Origin of the sequence: Pseudomonas sp. JUb42 (assembly GCF_024807945.1) — a bacterium.
In the GTDB taxonomy this organism is placed as follows: Bacteria; Pseudomonadota; Gammaproteobacteria; order Pseudomonadales; family Pseudomonadaceae; genus Aquipseudomonas.
Genome location: NZ_JANUFD010000013.1, coordinates 22058 through 42295 on the forward strand (window position 1 = coordinate 22058; position 20238 = coordinate 42295).

Here is a 20238-nt window from a genome sequence, read left to right on the forward strand (position 1 = left end):
TAGGGTCGATACATTTCTATCGCCTGCCTAATGGTCTTCCCGGCTAAAGCCGGTCCCACAAAACGCTCATCCATTCAACTCGATTACAACGTCTGCCAATTCTGCACACTGCTGCGCTCGAGCATACGCCCGTGCCAGGCAAGCAGCGCGGTGCATTCTGGCGGCACTTGCAGATCCACCAACCCGGCAAAGATCAAACCGCCAATCACCGTAATATCGGCCATCGAGAATGTGTCCCCGGCGATAAACGCCTGCTTTCTCAGCACACCATCAAAGTAATGCATGCCTCGCACCGCCTTGTCGCGCTGGCGAAAGCCCCACTCGGCGTTCTGATACAGCTCCACCTCAGGGCCAAGCCCCGGCGTACCGTGGTGGAAGTAAGTACTGATGGCATCGAGCAATTCCAATTCAGCGCGCTTGCTCATCATATGGATCACACCCTGCTCGCGCGGCGTGCTGCCGGTGAGGGTCGGCGTGCCTTGCAGGTGATCGAGGTACTGGGTGATCGCGGTGCATTCGGCAATCAGAGTGCCGTCATCGAGCTCCAGCACCGGCAGGGTGCCGGAGTAGTTCAGGGCCAGGAACTCGGGCTTCTTGTGCTCGCCTTTCCACAGGTCCACCGAGACAAAACTCACCTGCGCCTGCAGGTTCTTTTCAGCCAGGGCGATACGTACGCGTGCCGGATAAGGGCCGGTGTGCCAGTCATAAATCTTCATTGAACAAAGCCTTTGCAAGGGATCAGGGGAAAGGCGAGAGGCGTAACAAATCTGCCTGTCTGCCAGTTGACAGGTAAAACGATAGGCGTTAATTTTTTATCGGTCAAGCCCCGCTGTCGCTTAATATGCCCAGCCATTGCAGAGGGGCGGGAGGCAAGACAGTGAGTTCGAATTATCGGGAAGCCATACTGATGGCCGCCAAATGCGCGGCCCAGGCCCATGGCTACAGCGGGCTGAATTTCCGTGATCTGGGCGAAGAAGTCGGGATCAAGAGCGCGAGCATCTACTACCACTTCCGCAGCAAGGCCGAGTTGGGCGCAGCGGTTGCCCGGCGTTACTGGGAAGACACTTCAGCCAACATGGAAGCCCTGCTGGCCGAGTCCGCCGAGCCCTTGCACGCCCTGCGCGAATACTCTGGCCTGTTCCGCAACTCATTGGCCAACGACAACCGCCTGTGCCTGGGCAGCTTCCTCGGCGCCGAATTCGACGACCTGCCGGACGAAGTCAAAACCGAAGTACAGACCTTCGCCGATATCAACGTCGCCTGGCTGAGCAAAGTCCTCCTCGCCGCCAACGCCTTGCCCGCCGCCAACAGCGAAAAACGCGCCCGCGCCATCTACGCCGCCGTGGCCGGCGCACAACTCATGGCCCGCAGCCGCGCGGACATCGCGCTGTATGACGAATTGATCGACAGCTATCGCGAGGCGGGGTTATTGCCGGAGTAGGTGTACTGGCGTGGCGACGGACTGAATTGGAATGCAATTTCCTCCGGGGTTTGAAAATATATAACTCCAGGCGTACTTTTTCTTTGAGCCTGGAGGGCTTCAGGGAGACTGAAATGAAATACCCGATTTGCATCGAGCGGGGCGATGATCGCACCGCCTTCGGCATCCAGATCCCGGACATTCCCGGTGCCATCACTGCGGGCGATACCTTCGAGCAAGCCCATAGCGCCGCCGTCGAGATCGCCCACATCATGCTGCAAGAAATCGCAGCGGCGGGCGGTGAGATTCCCAAGCCCAAGGCATGGTCAGAACACGCAAAGAACCCGGACTTCGACGGTATGGGCTGGGGCATGCTGGAAATCGATATCACGCCTTACCTGGGCAAGACCGAGAAGGTCAATGTCACGCTGCCGGGCTATGTGATTCAGCGGATCGATCAGTACGTTCGTGATCACAACATCAAGAGCCGTTCGACATTCCTGGCTGACGCGGCGCTGGAGAAGATGGGGCGGGTATAAGCCTCGCCTGTATCAAACACTGCGCAAATACCTGAACTGAAATGAGCTTTTGTGGGAGCCGGCTTGCTGGCGATGGCGTCGGATCAAACACCGACATCCTTGCGAGCGCTGCGCACTTGATCGCCACGGTGCGGCGATCCGACAAGCCGGCCCCCACAGGATGTGCTTTCACCCCTGCTGGCCTATCAATCGATAAACCCCACCACGTTGCTCTCGCCCAATAAAAACGCCCGATTCAACTCGGTCGTCTCCCTGATGTAATCCCACAGCAAGGTAATGCGCTTCAACTTGCGCAAATCCTCGCGGCAGTACATCCAGAATTGGCGGGTGATGTTCACTTCTTCCGCCAGCACCGGCAGCAGCCGTGGATCCTGCGCGGCAAGGAAGCACGGCAGGATCGCCAGTGCGCGGCCTTGCAGGGCGGCGACGTATTGGGCGATGACGCTGGTGCTACGCAGGTGGGCCTGGGCGCCGGGGAGCAAGTTGGCCAGGTAGAGCAATTCGGAGCTGAAGGCCAGGTCGTCGACGTAGCTGATAAAGCGGTGTTCGGCCAGGTCCGCAGTGCTGTGGATCGACGGGTGTTGCTCCAGATAATCCCGGGTCGCGTACAGGCGCAGGTTGTAGTCGCACAGCTTGCAGCACACGTAGGGGCCGTGTTCCGGGCGTTCCAGAGCGATGACGATATCGGCTTCGCGCTTGGACAGGCTGATGAAGTGCGGCAGCGGCAGGATATCCACCGAAATGGCTGGGTAGGTATCGAGGAAGTGGCTCAACTGCGGGGTGATGAAGAAGCTGCCGAAACCTTCGGTGCAGCCCATGCGGATATGCCCCGACAGCGCCACGCCCGACCCTGAAACCTGCTCGCACGCCAGGTGCAGGGTGCTCTCGATGGACTCGGCATAACCCAACAAACGCTGGCCCTCGGCGGTGAGGATAAAGCCGTTGTTGCGCGACTTTTCGAACAGCAACGTCCCCAGCGCCGTCTCCAGTGCATTGATCCGCCGGGACACGGTGGTGTAGTCCACTGCCAGGCGCTTGGCCGCCGAACTGGCTTTGCGCGTGCGCGCCACTTCGAGGAAAAACTTCAAGTCATCCCAGTTCAAGGCACCCAAGGAGGTGAGGCTTTTTTGCATGTTGAACCTGCTTTTATGTGCGTTCTTATTAGAAGTTTGCACATCTATACTCCGAAGCACGCCCACAACCAATACCGGAATTCGATCAAGAAACCGTGAACTTGATGCCCATGACTGACCGTAGGACCGGCTTTAGCCGGGAGGGCGTTCGCTCGCGGCTAAAGCCGCTCCTACGAATGCAATACAGCGCAAAAACACATCCCGAACACCCTGCACAAAAATAAATAAAGCGGAGGAGTTTATGAAGAACGCCATTACGGCTGACGCTGGCGCGCTCGATGCCAGTGCTGCAAAGAAAACCCGTTCCTATCGTCTTGCCGGGATGGCAAGCATGGCCGGTACCACCATCGAGTGGTACGACTTTTTCCTCTACGGCACGGCTGCCGCCCTGATCTTCAGCAAAATCTTTTTCCCCGCACTGGACCCGATTACCGGCGTGCTGGCGTCGTTCGCCACCTATGCCGTGGGCTTTCTTGGCCGTCCGCTGGGCGGGGTGATTTTCGGTCACTTTGGCGACAAGATCGGCCGCAAGTCGATGCTGTTGCTGACGCTGATGCTGATGGGGATTCCGACCATCATCATCGGCCTGATCCCCACCTACGAGCAGATCGGCTACTGGGCCGCGCTGATTCTCGTGGGGATGCGCTTCCTGCAAGGCATGGCCGTCGGTGGCGAGTGGGGAGGGGCGGTATTGATGGCCGTGGAGCATGCGCCGGAAGGCAAGAAAGGCTTCTATGGCAGCCTGCCGCAAACCGGCGTGGGGGCCGGGTTGGTGCTGGCGTCCCTGGCCATGGGCCTGGTGGCGAAGCTGCCGGAAGCCGACATGCTCAGCTGGGGCTGGCGCCTGCCGTTCATCGCCAGTGTGGTGCTGCTTGGTGTTGGTTGGCTGATTCGCCTGAAAGTGCCGGAGTCGCCAGATTTTGAGCGCATCAAGAAAGAAAACACCGCCGTCAAAATGCCGCTGTTCAAGGTCCTGCGCGAACACCCGCGGGAAACCCTGACCATCATCGGCGCCCGTACCGCCGAGAATGCTTGGTTCTACATGTCGGTGACCTTCGCCCTGGCTTACGCCGCCAACCAGTTGCACATCCCCCGTGCCGACGTGCTCAACGCCATTACGGCCGGTGCGGCGCTGTCGTTGTTCACCATGCCGTTCTGCGGGCATCTGTCGGACAAGGTCGGCCAGCGCCGCCTGTATTTCGCCGGTTTGCTGTTGCTCTGCGCCTTTGTCTATCCGTTCTTCGCCATGCTCGAAACCCGTGAGCCGACCCTGGTCTGGTGGGCCATGGTGCTGGCGGTGGGTGTGGTCTTCCCGATTCTCTATGCACCGGAATCCCTGCTGTTTGCCCGGCAGTTCCCGGCGCAGATCCGCTACAGCGGCATCTCCGTCTCAGTGCAACTGGCCGGCGTTCTGGGCGGCGGATTCGCGCCGATGATCGCCACCAAATTGCTCGAATCCGGCGGCGGAAGCCCGCATTACGTCATCGTTTACCTGATCGGCATGGGTGTCGTGGCGCTGTTCTGCACCGCGCTGATGAAACGCGATCCGAAGCGCGTCGCCTGACCGAACTTACTTGAGGAAACTGCCAAATGAATGCCCATAACAACAACACCAGCGTCGCCCGGGTCAAACTGCTGATCGACGGCGAGTGGGTTGAATCCCAGAGCACCGAGTGGCGCGATATCGTCAATCCGGCCACTCAGCAAGTCCTGGCCCAAGTGCCTTTCGCCACCCTGGGCGAACTGGATGCCGCCGTCGCCGCTGCGCAAAAGGCCTTCCTGACCTGGCGCCACACCCCGGTGGGTGCGCGCATGCGCATCATGCTCAAGTTGCAGGCGCTGATCCGCGAGCATTCCAAGCGCATCGCCGCCGTGCTCAGTGCCGAGCAGGGCAAGACCATTGCCGATGCCGAGGGCGATATCTTCCGCGGCCTGGAAGTGGTCGAGCACGCCTGTTCCATCGGCACCCTGCAGATGGGTGAATTCAGCGAGAACGTCGCCGGTGGCGTCGATACCTACACCCTGCGCCAGCCGATCGGTGTCTGTGCGGGCATCACGCCTTTCAACTTCCCGGCGATGATTCCGCTGTGGATGTTCCCCATGGCCATCGCCTGCGGCAACACCTTCGTGCTCAAGCCATCGGAGCAGGACCCGATGTCGACCATGCTGCTGGTTGAGCTGGCGGTGGAGGCGGGCGTGCCCGCTGGTGTGCTCAACGTGGTGCATGGCGGCAAGGACGTCGTCGACGGCATCTGCACCCACAAAGACATCAAGGCGGTGTCGTTCGTCGGTTCGACGGCGGTGGGCACTCACGTCTACAACCTCGCCGGGCAACACGGCAAGCGCGTGCAATCGATGATGGGCGCGAAAAACCATGCCGTGGTGCTGCCTGACGCCAACCGCACGCAGACCCTCAACGCTTTGGTCGGTGCCGGTTTCGGCGCGGCCGGTCAGCGTTGCATGGCAACCTCGGTGGTGGTGCTGGTCGGCGCGGCCAAACAGTGGCTGCCGGACCTCAAGGCCCTGGCGCAGAAGCTCAAGGTCAATGCCGGTTCAGAGGCGGGGACGGACGTCGGCCCGGTGATCTCGCGCCAGGCGAAGAAGCGCATTCTCGATCTGATCGAAAGCGGCGTGCGTGAAGGTGCCAAGCTGGAACTGGACGGCCGCGACATCAAGGTGCCGGGCTTCGAGGACGGTAACTTTGTCGGCCCGACGCTGTTCTCCGGCGTGACCACCGAGATGCAGATTTACACCCAGGAAATCTTCGGCCCGGTACTGGTGGTGCTGGAAGTCGACACCCTCGATCAGGCGATCGCCCTGGTCAACGCCAACCCTTACGGTAACGGCACCGGTCTGTTCACCCAGAGCGGCGCGGCGGCGCGCAAATTCCAGAGCGAAATCGACGTTGGCCAGGTGGGCATCAATATCCCGATTCCGGTGCCGGTGCCGTTCTTCAGCTTTACCGGCTCGCGTGGTTCCAAGCTCGGCGACCTCGGTCCGTACGGCAAGCAGGTGGTGCAGTTCTACACTCAGACCAAGACCGTCACCAGTCGCTGGTTCGATGACGACAGCGTCAACGATGGCGTGAATACGACGATCAACCTGCGTTAGGGAGAACTGCCATGAAAATTGCATTTATTGGCCTTGGCAATATGGGCGCCCCGATGGCGCGAAACCTGCTCAAGGCCGGCTACCAGTTGCACCTGTTCGACTTGAACACCGCCGTGCTGGCGGAACTGGCCGCCCTCGGCGGGCGCATCAGCGAATCACCGAAACACGCGGCCCAGGGCAGCGACATGGTCATCACCATGCTGCCCGCCGCCGCCCATGTGCGCAGCGTGTACCTGGGTGAAGACGGCGTACTCGCCGGGATCGCCGCCGGGGTGCCTGCGGTTGATTGCAGCACCATCGACCCGCAGACCATTCGTGACGTCGCTGCGGCGGCGGCCAAACAGGGGGTGGTACTGGGTGACGCGCCGGTCTCGGGCGGTACCGGTGGCGCCCAGGCCGGGACCCTGACCTTTATGGTCGGCGCCAGTGCCGAACACTTTGAAGTGCTCAAGCCGGTGCTGGCGCGCATGGGCAAGAACATCGTGCACTGCGGCGATATCGGCACCGGGCAGATCGCCAAGATCTGCAACAACATGCTGCTGGGCATCTCCATGATCGGCGTCGCCGAAGCCATGGCCCTGGGCAATTCGTTGGGCATCGATACCGGGATCCTGGCCAATATCATCAACAGCTCCACGGGCCGTTGCTGGAGCTCGGAAATCTACAACCCCTGGCCCGGCGTGGTCGAAACCGCCCCGGCTTCACGCGGCTATACCGGCGGCTTTGGCGCCGACCTGATGCTCAAGGACCTGGGCCTGGCCACCGAAGCGGCGCGGGCCGCCCATCAACCGGTAATCCTCGGCGCCCTGGCCCAGCAGCTCTATCAAGCGATGAGCCAGCGCGGTGAGGGAGGGAAGGATTTCTCGGCGATTATTGAGGGGTATTGCAAGGCTGAATGATGGCGTTGTGCTAACTCCCGTAGGAGATCTCGTGGGAGCGAATTCATTCGCGAAAGCGATATTCAAGCCGCTGAAGATGCGCTGAATTTACTGGCCTCTTCGCGAATGAATTCGCTCCCACCATATGCTCCCGGTTCAGCCAGCCAGCAACGCGTTCAGCTCGCCTTTTCTTTCCAGTAGCGCCAAATCATCAAACCCGCCCACATGCAGGTCGTTGATGAAAATCTGCGGCACGCTGCGGCGGCCGCTGCGGCTCATCATTTCCAGCATTTTCTCGTTCGAGCCGGCGACGTTGATTTCGATCGGCTTGATCCCTTTACCCGCCAGCAGGCTTTTCGCGGCGACGCAGTAGGGGCAGGTATTGGTGGTGTAGACGGTGACTTCGCTCATGGCGGACTCCGATGCGAGTAAGGACATGGACCTATCCTAGGGCGATGGGTGTATCGTTCGGCTGCTAAAAGTCGAAGAAATGCAACCGATCGTCCAAACCCGAGGTGTCCATGGATCGCCTGTCCACGCTGCTCAATCACTTCGGTGTCAGTGCCGGGACCTTTCACAGCGGTGAGTTCTGCAACGCAGCAGCCTTCGACGAGGGCGGGCGTCATGGTCATCTGCATGTGCTGCGCAGCGGCGTGCTTGGGCTGCGCCTGGCCGATAATCGCGAGCTGACCCTGAGCGAGCCGACATTGATTTTCTTCCCTCGGCCTTACACCCATCGCCTCATTCCTGATGGTACTGAACCGGCGCAAGTCGTTTGTGCGAGCCTGGATTTCGCCGCCGGGTCGGGCAATCCGATAGCCGCTGCTCTGCCCGATTACTTGCTGCTGCCGTTGTCTTCCAGCGCGCTATTGGGGCCGACGCTGGAGTGGCTGTTTGCCGAGGCGTTCGGGGATATGTGCGGGCGCGAGGCAGTGATGGATCGGCTGTTCGAGCTGTTGGTGATCCAGCTGTTGCGCTATTTGCTCAACGAAGAGCAACTGGGCAGCGGCATGCTTGCGGGGTTGGCGGACGTGCGTCTGGCCAAGGCATTGAACCTGATGCACGCCATGCCGCAACAAGCCTGGACGGTAGGTGAGCTGGCCGAAGCGGCGGGGATGTCGCGCGCCAGTTTTGCCGCACACTTTCATGAGGTGGTTGGGCAGCCACCCGCCGAGTATCTGCTCAGCTGGCGGGTGAGCCTTGCGCAGAAACGCCTGCGCGAGGGCCGCCCCATCGCCTTGATCGCCGATGAGGTCGGTTATGAAAGTCCTTCGGCACTGGCGCGGGCCTTTCGCCGTAGAACCGGCTCAAGCCCGCGCCAGTGGTTGCAGGCCACTCAGAACGGTTTGTAAGGCAGGAACTTGCCATCCATGGTGATGACGGCGCGGGAGCCGCCTTCCGGGTCGTCCACTTTCTTCACGTCGAGTTTGAAGTTGATGGCGCTGATAATGCCGTCGCCGAACTGCTCATGGACGATGGCTTTGAGGGTGGTGCCGTAGACCTGAATCATCTCGTAGAAGCGATAGATGGTCGGATCAGTCGGGATGCCATTGGGCAGGCTGCCGCGCAGGGGAATGGTCTGCAGTTGAGCGACGGTGTTGTCGTCCAGGTCCAGGTGCTTGCCAATGACTTTCGCGGCATCGGCCGGCAGCGGGTGCTGGCCGAGCAGGGCGGCGGTGACATAGGCCAGACTCAGGCCGGTGCCTTCGGTCAACTGGGCGAAGGACATGTCCTTGCGGGCTTTGAGTTCCAGAACTTTGCTGGTCAGGGCCTGGGACGGGTCCTGGAACGCATGGGACTGTTGCATGGAGGTATTCCTGTAAGCGAGGGAAGGGCGGCAGTGGCCCATACTCATCGCCTCTGCGCGATAGCGTCCAAGACCGATATGCAATAGTTTCTATTGCTCCTGCCTATAGCTTCTGCGGAGATCTCCATGCTGCTGCGCCATATCCGTTACCTGCTGGCCGTGGCCGAACAGGGCAACTTCAGCCGTGCCGCCGAGGTGCTGCATGTTTCGCAACCGACGTTGTCCCAGCAGATCAAACAACTGGAGGAGGAGCTCGGCGCCGAACTGCTCGACCGCTCGGGCCGCAGCGTCCGGCCTACGGCTGCGGGGGCGGCGTATATCGAACATGCGCGCAAGATGCTGCTGGAGCTTGAAGCTGGCAAGCGGGCCATTCACGATGTGCAGGACCTGTCACGAGGCACCTTGCGCCTGGCCCTCACGCCGACTTTCATCCCTTACCTGGCCGGCCCGCTGATCCGCAACTTCACGGCCAGGTATCCCGATATCCACCTGACCGTCCTCGAGCGCTCGCTGAACGACATCGAGAGTGAGCTGGCCGAGGACAGCATCGATATCGCCATTGCCTTCGACACCGTGCGCAACCCGGAAATCGAGTGCCTGCCGCTGTTGGTGGAGACCCTGGGCCTGATGGTGGGCAAACATCATCCCTTCTATGCCCGCAACAAGACCTGGGTGGCGCCGCCGCAGTTGTCCGAGCAGCCTCTGGTCCTGCTGACCAAAGACTTCATCACGCGGACCTGCATCGAGGAGTACTTCCGTGAGCATGAGGTCAAGCCCAAGGTGGTGATGGAGACCAACTCGGTTGGGGCGATCCTGGAGATTCTGCGTCACGCGCCCATGGCCACCATCCTGCCCGAGGCGATCGCCAGTGAAGAACGCGGCCTGCGCTGCTACCAGCTCAAAGGCTATCCGCCTCAGCGTACGGCAGCGCTGTTGCGGCGGCGTCATGGTTACCAGAGCGCGGCGGCGTTGGCGTTTACGCAGATGGCTGAGGCGTGGTGTGTTGATAATCTTGGTGGGCGGGAGGTCTAGATCTCAGTAGCGGACACTGTGGGACCGAACCGGTAATACGCCTTCCCGGCTGAAGCCGGTCCCACGACAAACCGTGTTCGAATCTTAAGTTTGTGTTGAGGCAGGTAAGCGGGGTTCGACGTAGCTCAGGGACAGGTTGACTTCGTCCTTGATCACATCGAGCAAGTGGACGGCGGAGAAGGCCAGGTCGCGGTCTGCCCCTGTTCGGTTTTCGCCGCTCTCATAAGCAACGGCTGCGGTGCAACGCAACAGATCAGATATCCGCAGCAGTGATTTTTCGAGTAAAGCTTGAGTTTCAACGGTGATCATTAAGGGGATACCTTTAAGCAAGGCCACCGCATTTGCGCTGCTAAACGGAATGGGTGGCGACTTTGACGCGGGTTAGCAGACCGGTTGTACCCCCAGTACCGGCGCACTCGTAGGTGCCCCACGCAAAGTCGCCATGACGCAACTTACACGCAGGGGTACAAGTCAGGCTGCTAAACCCGATCACTGATTTTCAGCGACCGGCGCAGACTAGAGAGCGAAATTCCTCCGCGCAATGCGTTCGGGATTCTTTCGGAAAGTTCATACGAAAAATACCGAAACTTCTTTCGGGAGAGCATTTTATTGTGAGAGAAAGTAAACTTTCCTTTATTTCTGTAGGAAAGCTTAACTTCGGTTTGTAGGTAGTGTCTGGAAATTCTAAAGTCTCGATTGTGTTCTAGCTATCCCATGACTGGACTCAATACTCTCGCGCTTCCAGTTACAGGGAGTTCAAGAGATGAGCAAGGCTTACGTATTTATTAATGACCGAATGCAGGGCGATAACGCTATAAAGGCAGCGCTGGGCGCAGACAAAAAATTCGACACGCTCAATGTCCATATACGCAATCAAGTCGTTCTTCCGGGGCAAATCGTTATTGTCCCCGACAGCAGTACCCAATCATGCACTATCGAAGAGGCCGAACTCATCCGTATGGCCCAGCATGTCAGCCATCAGATTCACCATAATTCCCTCGGTTCCGATGGCCTGATGCTGAAGAACTACGATGTGCTGCAAGATGTGCTTGGCTACGGTTCACTGGGTATCGGCGCCGTCTCAGGTAGTTGGAGCAACCACCTCAGCGCGATTGAAAAGACCCTCGCGGATATCGAGAGGCTGCACAAGCTCGCCCTTCAGCGTGGTACGCCGATTGCCCGGCAAGAATTCATCAATCAACGCCAGGTGTTGTTCACCAAGCTGGATGGCCAGCTCAAAGGCATCGCCCGCTGGGGCTCGGGGCTGAGGAACAGAGGTTCGATCAAGAAGATGCTGGGTATCTCGACGAAAAGCTATCTGCATAGCGGCGAGATACGGGATTACGCAAAACGCATGAACGGCGTGGCCAGAGCGGCGAAGGTGCTTAAATCCGGGACCTATGTGGGGATTACATTGAACGCGGTTTCGACGGGGTTGGAGATTGAAGAGGCTTGCGCTGTGGGGCGGGAGGGAGCTTGTGAGCGGGCTCAATATGTGGAAGGGAGCAAGTTGGTGGCGGGTGTCGGTGGTGGATTATTTGGAGGTGCAGTGGCAGGGATGGCGGCTAAATCGATATGCGTCGCCGTTGCGGTACCTACGGGAGGATGGGGCGCTTTGGCTTGTGGAATCATTGTCGGGCTCGCAGGCGGATATGCAGGCGGAGCCATTGGGGAGAAAGGTGGCGCGGTTGCTGGGGAGCTGCTTTATAAATGGAGAACGCTGTGATGGATATTGATCCAGGATTGTGGGCAATCGCCGTCTTCTTCAACGTCTTTATATGTGTAGGTCTTTTGTTGTTTTTCTATTACCGAAGGCTGGAAGTACTGGAGAGCTATCTTGAAGGCGTTAAGTCTGTCGAGTGGAATCGATCTGTGTGCGGAGACAGCTATCTCGGTCGTCAGTTGAGATTCTCTAACATAATGCTGATCGTGCTCATGCCAAATCTTCTTTTTAAGCGCGGGCAGATTCCAAAGGGCGCAGACAAACGCATACCTGAAAAACTGCGACGACAGTTGAAGGCTGCGACGGTGTACATGGTGCTTACGGCAGTGGCTATGGTGGTGTTTTATTTCGCATTACCCGACGAGCCTGCCACTTGATATCGCTCTTTTAGAACTGGCTTGCCGGGTAATGTGTTTATCAATTGCTGGCGATGGATTGGTCTGCTATCTGGTTGCGAGCGCTGCGCACTCGATCGCCACCAAGGCAGCTCCTACAGATCTCATTGCAGATACAGGGCAAGGCGGAAAAAGCTAGGATACGATCCCTTCCCTGACCCCTTATGGAGCCCCCCGCATGGCCTTGCATATCAACACACCGCTGCTCGAATCCCGCGCCCTGAGCGAGCGCGCCGGTTATTCCGTGTGGCTGAAACTCGATGCCCTGCAGCCGCCCGGCTCGTTCAAGATTCGCGGTGTGGGGCATGCCTGTGAAGTCCACCATGCTCGCGGCGCCAAGCGCTTCATTTCGTCTTCGGGCGGTAATGCCGGGTTGGCGGTGGCGTATGCCGGGCGGGTGTTGGCTGTGCCGGTGACAGTGGTGGTGCCGCAAACCACTACGCAGCGCGCGCAGGATTTGTTGCGTCTCGAACAGGCCGAGGTGATCGTGCACGGCGCGTCCTGGCAGGAGGCCAATGCCCTGGCCCAGACTCTGGTGACGGATGCCGATGCCTTTATCCACCCTTTCGACGATCCACTGCTGTGGACCGGCCATGCCACGCTGATAGACGAAGTCGCGGCGGCCGGGCTCAAGCCGGATGCAGTGGTCTTGTCGGTGGGCGGCGGCGGCCTGTTGTCGGGGATGATCGAGGGGCTGCACCGCAATGGCTGGCAGGACGTACCGGTGTATGCGGTGGAAACCACGGGCGCGGCGTCCTTTCACGCGGCGGTGCAGGCCGGGGAGGCGGTGGAGATCGCGGCGATTACTTCGGTGGCGACTTCCCTTGGCGCCAAACGGGTCTGCGAGCAGGCGGTGGCGAGCCTGAGGGATCACCGAATCCACAGCATCGTGGTGTCGGATGCCGAGGCGCTTGATGCGTGTGAGCAATTCCTCAGCGACCACCGTGTGCTGGTCGAACCTGCCTGCGGTGCTGCGCTGGCCCTGGCCTATCACCCGGAAAAACTTCAGGTCCGGGGCAAAGTGCTGTTTATCGTCTGCGGCGGTGCGACGGCAACCCTTGAGCAGATTCGGGCCTGGGCCAAAGCCTGATCATCGCTGGCTGAGCCAGGGTGTTTGCGGGCTCCAGAAGATGATGTCGACGCCCAGATAATCCTCGGCGAAACGAACGAATTCTTCGCGGGTGAAGGGCGCGCCGGACTTTGGATTGGTGTAGGTCAGGGTCGGTTCCTGCACCGCCATGGCGACCTGTTCCAGTCGCGGCTTGTAGCGATTGAAGAACGGGTAGGTGTTGTTCATATGGGCTTTTCTGTAGGGCACGATATCCGGGCCGCCGAGGCCGATGCGATTGCTTGCCGCGAACTCGAACAGGCGCGACATATAGCGCTGGTCGTCATTCCATTCGCAGGGAAAGAAGTTGACGTACTGCACCACAGGGGACTGTTTGAAGGCGTTGCGGGCGAAGCGGATGTTGTCCAGCGTCGCGGCGAAGTAGCCCTCGCAGGTGAAGCCGGAGGACGCATCATTCACATCAATATCGATAGCCGTTTCCGGCAAATTCATACCGGCGATGCGGCCATCGAATGACGTCGCCAGGGCAGCCAGCAACGCCTGGAAACGCGCCCGCACACCGGGTTGCCATTGCATCGCCACCCAGCCCTGGCCTTCGGGCATGCCTTCACCGGCATTGTCCGATTGCGCGACCAGCCCGCCGTGATAGACCGGCTCCTGTTGCAGATAAAGCGGGATATTGCGGGCGTCGGGATCGAAGAAACGATCCTGTATCTGGATGAACAGTTTCTTGTCGCGGGCGGTCAGGTGAGCCAGGTCTTTTTCGATGGCGGAAAAGTCGTACTGGCCTTGGGCGTTTTCCAGCCGCTTCCACGAGTAGACAATCTGCACCCCTTCGATATCGGGGCGTGCCAACAATGTCTCAAGTTGATCAAGCTCGCCGGATGAGGTGTAGAGATAGTGCTTTGGCGGGGCCGCCAAGACGTTGCCGATGCCAATGATCAGCAGGGCAATGAGGGTGATGAGGCTGCGCATTTTTCACATCCCTGGCAGTGGGTAAGGGATGTTTTATAGGTGATTATGCGGTGGAATGTGCGGTATGGGGATATCGCAAGGCGACGAGTTTTGCAAAGGCCAATTTGTGTAGCCCATTTTGTGGCAGCCACTTGTGGGAGCGAATTCATTCGCGAAGAGGCCGGTACTTCCGATAGAAATCGTCGTCGGGAATGCCGCTTTCGCGAATGAATTCGCTCCCACAGAATTGGCTCCCACAAAAAATATGCTCATTTCATCTTGCGATGACGATCAGGCAAAAACGAAATACTTGCGCACGGTCTCGACCACTTCCCAAGTCCCTTTGAAGCCTGGCTCGATGATGAACTTGTCGCCGGCTTTCAGGTGGATCGGGTCTTTACCTTCCGGGGTCAGGACGCAGTAGCCTTCCTGGAAGTCGCAGTATTCCCACTTGGTGTATTCCACGTACCACTTGCCTGGGGTGCAGATCCAGGTGCCCATGATCTTTTCGCCGTCAGCGGAGGTGTAGCAGTTGAGGTTGACGGTGTGCGGGTCGCCCGCGAGTTTTTCCCACTTGCAGGCATCGACGACGGGCAGTGGGTGGGTATCGCGCAGGATGGTAATCAGGTTAGACATGACAGCTCCAGATCAGTGGCGCAAATTGCGTGCGCCCACCATAGGCCGGATAGGGCAGGGTCAGTTGTCTGAACTCGACATCGGGTTGTCCATAAACGCTGGTTTTCAGCCTTGTTTCAGTGCGTCCAGCAAGACCCTGGCATAACCCGGCAAGGCGTTGAAGTCGCGGGCGCACAGCAGCAATCGGCGCTGCGCCCAGGGATCGTTCAACGCCACGCTCTGGAACGGGCGCGGCGTTTGCCAACGCTGTAACACGACCTGCGGCATCACACTTAAGCCGACACCCCTGGCAACCATGCGCATGGCCGCGTCGAAGCCTTCGGCGCGCACGCGAATTTTCAGGCGGCGGCCGACGTGCAGTGACTGTTCTTCCAGGTACAGGGCCAATGCGCTATTGGCGCTCATGCCAACGAATTCGTGGTCCAGGGCCTGGCTGAAACTCAGGGTTTCTTCGCCGGCCAAGGGATGGCCGAGAGGCATCAACAGCGCCAGTGGATCGTCACGAAATGGCAGGGTCTGTAGGTCGCTGGCGTCCACTGCATCGGAAATGATCCCGATGTCCGCCGCGCCTTGGCGTAGAGCGTGAAGGATGCGCAGGCTTGGGTGCTCTTCCAGTTCGACATCAATCGACGGGTTGCTGACCAGAAAGTCCGCCAGCAACTCCGGCAGGTGTTCACTCAGGGCTGAACTGTTGCCCAGCAGGCGCACTCGGCCCTTGAAGCCCTTGGCGTAGTCGCCCAGATCCGATTGCATGCGCTCGACCTGTTGCAGGATCAGCCGCGCATGCTGAGCCATAGCCTGGCCCGCTGGCGTCGGCGTGACACCGCGGCGGCCACGTTCGAACAGCGGGGTATTCAGTGAGGCTTCCAGCGCGCGGACCCTGGCGCTGGCCGAGGCCAGGGACAGGTGGCTGCGATTGGCGGCGGCGGTGATATTGCCGCTTTCCACGACTTTGAGGATCAGGCGCAGGTCAGTCAGGTCGAAGTACATGTCGATCAGCCTATGGCAGAAACTGAGGCTGGCTCAGTATATGGCAGATTTTCAATGCGTGCGGTGGCAGCCATGATGAGGCCATGAACGCACTGATCGAACACTATCAAATACTGGGTTGGGGTCTGTCGGCACTTGTGCTGGGCACCTTTCTGCTGGCCGGCACGGTCAAGGGTGTGATCGGCCTCGGCCTGCCGACAGTGGCCATGGGCTTGTTGGGCCTGGCTATGCTTCCGGCTCAGGCAGCGGCGCTGTTGATCATTCCATCGACGGTGACCAACGTCTGGCAGTTGGCGATCGGCGGGCAGTTGCGGCCGTTGCTCAAGCGCCTGTGGCCGCTGCTGACCATGGTAGCTCTCGGCACCGGAGTGGGCTCATGGCTGTTGGGCATGAGTGCGGGGCCGACCATGAGCCGGGCGCTGGGAGCAGCATTGCTGTTGTATGCGCTGTCTGCCCTGTGTTTGCCGCAACTGCATGTGCCCCAGCGGCATGAGCGCTGGCTGGGACCATTATGTGGGTTTTTAACTGGCTTGATCAGTTCGGCCACAGGCGTGTTTGCCATTCCCGTTGTGCCTTATCTGCAGTCCTTGGGGCTTGCCCGCAACCAGTTGGTTCAGGCCCTGGGCCTGGCCTTCACTGTCGGCACCCTGGCCTTGGCGGCAGGGTTGTTCAGCAACGGTGCTCTGGGCAGCGGCGAGCTGGGTGCTTCACTGCTGGCGCTGATCCCGGCGTTACTGGGCATGTGGCTGGGGCAGTTGCTGCGCCAGCGCATCAGCGCCCAGGTGTTCAAGCGCCTGTTCCTGCTTGGCGTCGCCGGGCTGGGCCTGCATTTAATGATTAGCGGATGACGGGCTGATCATGTCGATCAGACGGATCTCGAAATCCCGCTCCAGGTAATACATGCGGTTTTCGAAGAAGCGCGCCATATGCGGCAGCGAGGAGTGCACATCCAGGTGCGCCCTGGATTGCCAGACTTCGTAGAAGATAAACAGTGCAGGATTCTCGCGGTCGCGCAGCATGTGGTACTCGATGCAGCCATCTTCTTCGCGACTCTGCTCCACGTACTGACTGAACAGGGCCAGAAACGCGTCCGACTTTTCCGGTTTGGTGTAAGCGTGGAGGATAAAACCGTGCAAGGCGTTCATGGGACGGGTTCCTGAAGAAAGAAAGTCGCTGAATGCTAATTCAAGAGTCATGCGATTATTTGTGCCTTTAAGGCAAATATCATTTGCTCCGCCTCTGGTTAATCAGTCGCTACTGCATCGTTATCCTGCCGTCACTTTCCTTTACTGACTTCCCGGTCCAGCCCTGTGGGTTTACGGGATAGCGACGAGATCACGATGAAAAAAATCTTGTTTTTGAATGGCGGCAAGCAGTTCGCTCACTCCGAAGGCCGTTACAACGCCACTCTGCAAGAAGCCGCCGTAGCCTTTATGGACCACGCCGGTTTTGACGTGAAAGAAACCTTTATCGACGGCGGTTACGACGTCGCCGAAGAAGTGCAGAAGTTTCTCTGGGCCGACGTCATCGTCTGGCAGATGCCGGGTTGGTGGATGGGCGCGCCGTGGACGGTCAAGAAGTACATCGACGAAGTCTTCACCGAAGGCTATGGCAGCCTGTATGCCAACGACGGCCGTACCCGTTCCGACGCGTCGCAGAAATACGGCAGCGGCGGTTTGCTGCAAGGTCGCCAGTACATGATTTCCGCGACCTGGAACGCCCCGCAACAAGCCTTCGATGATCCGACCGACTTCTTCGAAGCCAAGGGCGTTGACGCCGTGTACTTTCCATTCCACAAGGCCAATCAGTTCCTTGGCCTGACCGGTCTGCCGACTTTCCTGGCGGTGGACGTGATGAAAGTGCCGAATATCGAAGCCGATGTGCAGCGCTATCAGGCGCACCTGGCACAGGTTTTCAATATCAGTGCCTGAGTAGCCCTGCGATAGTCGGATGTTCTTTGCTTCAAACACGGCTAACATCCAGCGTGTTTTGAGCGGAGAACAATAATGAAAGCCAGATCCGACGAGCTACAAGTTTTTATTTCTGTCATCGAAAGTGGCTCTATTTCGGCGGCTGCCGAGCAATTCGGCCAGACGCCTTCGGCCGTGAGTCGCACCTTGTCGCGGCTCGAAGCCAAGCTGGAAACCACCCTGATCAACCGCACCACGCGGCGCATGGATCTGACCGAGGAGGGCAAGTTCTTCCTCGAGCGTGCGCGGCAGATTCTGGCGCAAATGGAAGACCTCGAAGAGCGTCTGTCCTTGCGTCAGCAACACCCGGCCGGCCGCCTGCGGATCAATGCGGCATTTCCCTTCATGCTGCATTCGGTGGTGCCCTATGTCGCCGAGTTTCGCCTGCTGTATCCCGATATCCAGTTGGAGCTGAACAGCAACGATCTGATCATCGACCTGTTGGAACAGAGCACCGACGTCGCCATTCGTATCGGCAGCCTGGCCGACTCGACCCTGCATGCCCGCTCGTTGGGCAGCAGCCCGCTGAATATCCTTGCCAGCCCCGCTTACCTTGAACAGCACGGCACGCCGCGCCGCGTTCCGGACCTGAGCAGTCATACGCTGCTGGGCTTTACCCAGACCGAAACCCTTAACCACTGGCCCCTGCGCCATGCCGAGGGCGATCGCCTGTTTATTCAGCCTGCGGTCTCGGCCTCGAGCGGCGAAACGCTGCGTCAACTGGCTATTGCCGGGGAGGGGATTGTCTGCCTGTCGCACTTCATGACCCACGACGACATCCGCAAGGGCCGCCTCAAAGTACTGTTGCCCGACGCCAATAGCGGCTATCGACAGCCGATTCATGCGGTGTACTACCGCAACTCGCAACTGGCCCTGCGGATTCAGTGCTTTCTGGATTTCATTCAGCAGAAGATGGCGGGGTATGCCGCGTAGAGCGCATTACCAAATTGTGGGAGCCGGCTTGTCGGATCGCCGCACCGTGGCGATCAAGTGCGAAGCGCTCGCACGAGCGGCGGTGACTGACCTGACGCCATCGCCAGCAAGCCGGCTCCCACCATACAGGTCTATGTTCGACAGGCCTTTACCGATTATTTACCCTCTCAGCCCCTTGCCGTTCAGCTTGCTGCGGTTAGGCTGGCGCATCGCCTGTCCCGACCTTTTATCGAGATAACCCTGTGAAGTTCATTCCTGTTCAATATCGCCTGGCCACGGCTGTCCTGCTGGGGACTTTGGGCCTGTTATCCGCCTGTTCTAGTACGCCTACCGATCCGCGCATCAAGTTCAACGAGCAGCTCGATGAGGACCTCGGCACTGCCTATAAGTCGCCTCGCCAGCAGGTAACCGGTTGGGCGGCAGACTGGGATTTGGCCGGGCAATCGGTCGAGGTGGCCTCGCAGGCTCCGGCGACGGCGGGCCCGGTGCCGCTGATCATCTATCTGCCGGGGCTGGGTGAGGCGGCCACGGCCGGTGAGCAGTGGCGGCGGGCTTGGGCGCAGGCCGGTTATGCCGTGTTGTCGATTCAGGATCAGAACGACGGACCGGATATCTACGCCAGTGGCCTGGCTCTGGCCGGTGACTTTCATAGCCTGGCGGCCTATCGCTATGCCGACTCGGCATTGCAGCGGCGCCTGGTTACGGTGCAGAAAGTGATCAGCGAAGCGCGCAGCCGCGCCGCCAAGGGTGATGCGCAACTGGCGGCCATCGACTGGAATCAGGTGGTATTCGCCGGTTTTGACCTCGGCGCGCAAACCGCCGTCGCCATGGCGATGAACCCGGCAGCCGTGCAAGTGCAGCCCAAGGCGCTGCTGTTGCTCAGCCCTTACGCCGAAGCCGGGGCCGATCCGGCGCAGTTCGCCAAGGTAACGGTGCCGGTGTTGTCGCTGACCGGGCAGAATGACGAAGACCCGTTCAACTGGGTCAACACTTACCACCTGCGTCAGGTGGTCGGTGACTCGGTGAATGTCGCCGGGAGTTATCAGGTGGACCTGAACCGGGCCACTCACAAAACCCTTTCCGGCACGGAACTGGTGAGTGCGCCGAAGCCGGATAGCAAGACCGCCAGGCTGCCCGAGGCTACCGATAGCGGCAGCAAACAAGCTCATGGCGGCGGCAAGGGCCGCAGCCGCGGCGCACCTTCGCGAGGGGCCAATGGTCCGTCGGCCGGTGAGCCACCGACTGATCCGAAGCAGGTTGCCGCGATTCAGGCGATTAGCCTGGCGTTTCTCGACAGCCAGCTCAAGCGTGCGCCGGGGGCGGCGGACTGGTTGCACAGGGGGGCAACGGGCTGGCTTGGCGATGCCGGGCGGTTGAAGGAAAAAGTCGGGCGCTGATTGCTGAGTTTGGCAGGCGTCAATCTGCGGGGGTGATTGCTGTGGGAGCGAATTCTGTGGGAGCGAATTCATTCGCGAAGAGGCCAGTGAATTCACCTCCTTTTCGCGGATAAATCCGCTCCCACAGTAGCGCGTGCATATCGTCGGATCTGTGGGAGCGGATTCATCCGCGAAGGGGCTGCTCTGGCTTTACAGCAAACATAGAATCTCCCACACGGTGCGCCTACTCACCGTTATTTGTGACCTCTACG

At 59.5% G+C, this 20238-nt stretch carries 23 protein-coding genes; 14 read left to right on the top strand and 9 right to left on the bottom strand.

Going from position 1 to position 20238, the window contains the following annotated elements; translation table 11 throughout:
* Window positions 1-83: 83 nt before the first annotated feature.
* Entirely contained in the window at window positions 84-716 is a 633-nt protein-coding gene (locus M2401_RS23585; protein ID WP_259106357.1) for a glutathione S-transferase, read from the bottom strand.
* Between the two features lie 161 nt (window positions 717-877).
* On the opposite strand from M2401_RS23585, the gene M2401_RS23590 reads away from it, so the two are divergent.
* Window positions 878-1441 carry a TetR/AcrR family transcriptional regulator gene (locus tag M2401_RS23590; RefSeq protein WP_259106359.1) on the top strand — a complete coding sequence of 188 codons (564 nt, stop codon included), beginning with the start codon at window positions 878-880 and terminating at the stop codon, window positions 1439-1441.
* 113 nt (window positions 1442-1554) lie between these two features.
* Window positions 1555-1959 carry a type II toxin-antitoxin system HicB family antitoxin gene (locus M2401_RS23595; RefSeq protein ID WP_259106361.1) on the top strand — a complete coding sequence of 135 codons (405 nt, stop codon included), beginning with the start codon at window positions 1555-1557 and terminating at the stop codon, window positions 1957-1959.
* A gap of 185 nt (window positions 1960-2144) precedes the next feature.
* Here M2401_RS23595 and M2401_RS23600 read toward each other — a convergent pair whose 3' ends face one another.
* On the bottom strand, window positions 2145-3092 hold the full coding sequence (locus M2401_RS23600) for a LysR family transcriptional regulator (protein ID WP_259106363.1): 948 nt from the start codon (window positions 3090-3092) through the stop codon (window positions 2145-2147).
* Window positions 3093-3333: 241 nt separating this feature from the next.
* Here M2401_RS23600 and M2401_RS23605 point away from each other — a divergent pair, with 241 nt between their 5' ends.
* From M2401_RS23605 to mmsB, 3 genes are read left to right on the top strand one after another with little or no spacing between them, the layout of a single operon-like run.
* On the top strand, window positions 3334-4656 hold the full coding sequence (locus tag M2401_RS23605; RefSeq protein ID WP_259106368.1) for an MFS transporter: 1323 nt from the start codon (window positions 3334-3336) through the stop codon (window positions 4654-4656).
* Between the two features lie 26 nt (window positions 4657-4682).
* Window positions 4683-6203, top strand: a complete 1521-nt coding sequence (locus M2401_RS23610; RefSeq protein WP_259106369.1) for a CoA-acylating methylmalonate-semialdehyde dehydrogenase — start codon at window positions 4683-4685, stop codon at window positions 6201-6203.
* Between the two features lie 11 nt (window positions 6204-6214).
* Window positions 6215-7102 carry a 3-hydroxyisobutyrate dehydrogenase gene (gene mmsB, locus M2401_RS23615; protein WP_259106370.1) on the top strand — a complete coding sequence of 296 codons (888 nt, stop codon included), beginning with the start codon at window positions 6215-6217 and terminating at the stop codon, window positions 7100-7102.
* Window positions 7103-7237: 135 nt separating this feature from the next.
* Here the strand turns inward: mmsB and grxC are convergent, their stop codons facing one another.
* Window positions 7238-7492, bottom strand: coding sequence for a glutaredoxin 3 (gene grxC / locus M2401_RS23620; RefSeq protein ID WP_259106371.1), 255 nt, complete (start codon window positions 7490-7492; stop codon window positions 7238-7240).
* 110 nt (window positions 7493-7602) lie between these two features.
* Between grxC and M2401_RS23625 the strand changes: the two genes are divergently transcribed.
* The gene (locus M2401_RS23625) at window positions 7603-8433 is read left to right on the top strand and encodes an AraC family transcriptional regulator (RefSeq protein WP_259106374.1); all 831 of its coding nucleotides are present in this window, start codon (window positions 7603-7605) and stop codon (window positions 8431-8433) included.
* Here the strand turns inward: M2401_RS23625 and cynS are convergent.
* Window positions 8418-8888, bottom strand: a complete 471-nt coding sequence (cynS, locus tag M2401_RS23630; protein ID WP_259106376.1) for a cyanase — start codon at window positions 8886-8888, stop codon at window positions 8418-8420. The genes M2401_RS23625 and cynS overlap by 16 nt on opposite strands.
* A 126-nt stretch (window positions 8889-9014) precedes the next feature.
* On the opposite strand from cynS, the gene cynR reads away from it, so the two are divergent.
* Complete coding sequence (gene cynR, locus M2401_RS23635) at window positions 9015-9920, top strand: transcriptional regulator CynR (RefSeq protein WP_259106378.1); 906 nt, start codon at window positions 9015-9017, stop codon at window positions 9918-9920.
* Between the two features lie 84 nt (window positions 9921-10004).
* On the opposite strand, the gene M2401_RS23640 is transcribed toward cynR, so the two are convergent.
* Window positions 10005-10229, bottom strand: a complete 225-nt coding sequence (locus M2401_RS23640) for a DUF3077 domain-containing protein (protein ID WP_259106380.1) — start codon at window positions 10227-10229, stop codon at window positions 10005-10007.
* 454 nt (window positions 10230-10683) lie between these two features.
* Between M2401_RS23640 and M2401_RS23645 the strand changes: the two genes are divergently transcribed.
* The 3 genes from M2401_RS23645 to M2401_RS23655 all read left to right on the top strand — a co-directional run bounded on the left by M2401_RS23645 (window position 10684) and on the right by M2401_RS23655 (window position 13128).
* Window positions 10684-11646, top strand: coding sequence for a hypothetical protein (locus tag M2401_RS23645; protein WP_259106381.1), 963 nt, complete (start codon window positions 10684-10686; stop codon window positions 11644-11646).
* A complete protein-coding gene (locus M2401_RS23650) occupies window positions 11646-12020 on the top strand; it encodes a hypothetical protein (protein WP_259106383.1) in 375 nt (124 codons plus the stop codon). The genes M2401_RS23645 and M2401_RS23650 overlap by 1 nt, the downstream gene beginning before the upstream one ends.
* A 196-nt stretch (window positions 12021-12216) precedes the next feature.
* Complete coding sequence (locus tag M2401_RS23655; RefSeq protein WP_259106385.1) at window positions 12217-13128, top strand: pyridoxal-phosphate dependent enzyme; 912 nt, start codon at window positions 12217-12219, stop codon at window positions 13126-13128.
* Here M2401_RS23655 and M2401_RS23660 read toward each other — a convergent pair whose 3' ends face one another.
* The 3 genes from M2401_RS23660 to M2401_RS23670 all read right to left on the bottom strand — a co-directional run bounded on the left by M2401_RS23660 (window position 13129) and on the right by M2401_RS23670 (window position 15687).
* Window positions 13129-14082 (bottom strand): hypothetical protein, encoded by a 954-nt coding sequence (locus M2401_RS23660; protein ID WP_259106395.1) that lies wholly within the window; start codon window positions 14080-14082, stop codon window positions 13129-13131.
* Between the two features lie 270 nt (window positions 14083-14352).
* Window positions 14353-14697, bottom strand: coding sequence for a cupin domain-containing protein (locus tag M2401_RS23665; RefSeq protein WP_259106398.1), 345 nt, complete (start codon window positions 14695-14697; stop codon window positions 14353-14355).
* Window positions 14698-14802: 105 nt separating this feature from the next.
* Entirely contained in the window at window positions 14803-15687 is an 885-nt protein-coding gene (locus tag M2401_RS23670; RefSeq protein ID WP_259106400.1) for a LysR family transcriptional regulator, read from the bottom strand.
* An 83-nt stretch (window positions 15688-15770) separates the two neighbouring features.
* Here M2401_RS23670 and M2401_RS23675 point away from each other — a divergent pair, with 83 nt between their 5' ends.
* On the top strand, window positions 15771-16535 hold the full coding sequence (locus tag M2401_RS23675) for a sulfite exporter TauE/SafE family protein (protein ID WP_259106402.1): 765 nt from the start codon (window positions 15771-15773) through the stop codon (window positions 16533-16535).
* Here the strand turns inward: M2401_RS23675 and M2401_RS23680 are convergent.
* Window positions 16518-16832, bottom strand: a complete 315-nt coding sequence (locus M2401_RS23680; protein ID WP_259106404.1) for a putative quinol monooxygenase — start codon at window positions 16830-16832, stop codon at window positions 16518-16520. The genes M2401_RS23675 and M2401_RS23680 overlap by 18 nt on opposite strands.
* Window positions 16833-17027: 195 nt before the next feature.
* Between M2401_RS23680 and M2401_RS23685 the strand changes: the two genes are divergently transcribed.
* The 3 genes from M2401_RS23685 to M2401_RS23695 all read left to right on the top strand — a co-directional run bounded on the left by M2401_RS23685 (window position 17028) and on the right by M2401_RS23695 (window position 19987).
* Window positions 17028-17618 (top strand): NAD(P)H-dependent oxidoreductase, encoded by a 591-nt coding sequence (locus M2401_RS23685; RefSeq protein WP_259106406.1) that lies wholly within the window; start codon window positions 17028-17030, stop codon window positions 17616-17618.
* Between the two features lie 75 nt (window positions 17619-17693).
* Complete coding sequence (locus M2401_RS23690) at window positions 17694-18590, top strand: LysR family transcriptional regulator (protein ID WP_259106409.1); 897 nt, start codon at window positions 17694-17696, stop codon at window positions 18588-18590.
* Window positions 18591-18832: 242 nt separating this feature from the next.
* Window positions 18833-19987, top strand: a complete 1155-nt coding sequence (locus tag M2401_RS23695) for an alpha/beta hydrolase (RefSeq protein WP_259106410.1) — start codon at window positions 18833-18835, stop codon at window positions 19985-19987.
* Window positions 19988-20238 lie beyond the last annotated feature (251 nt).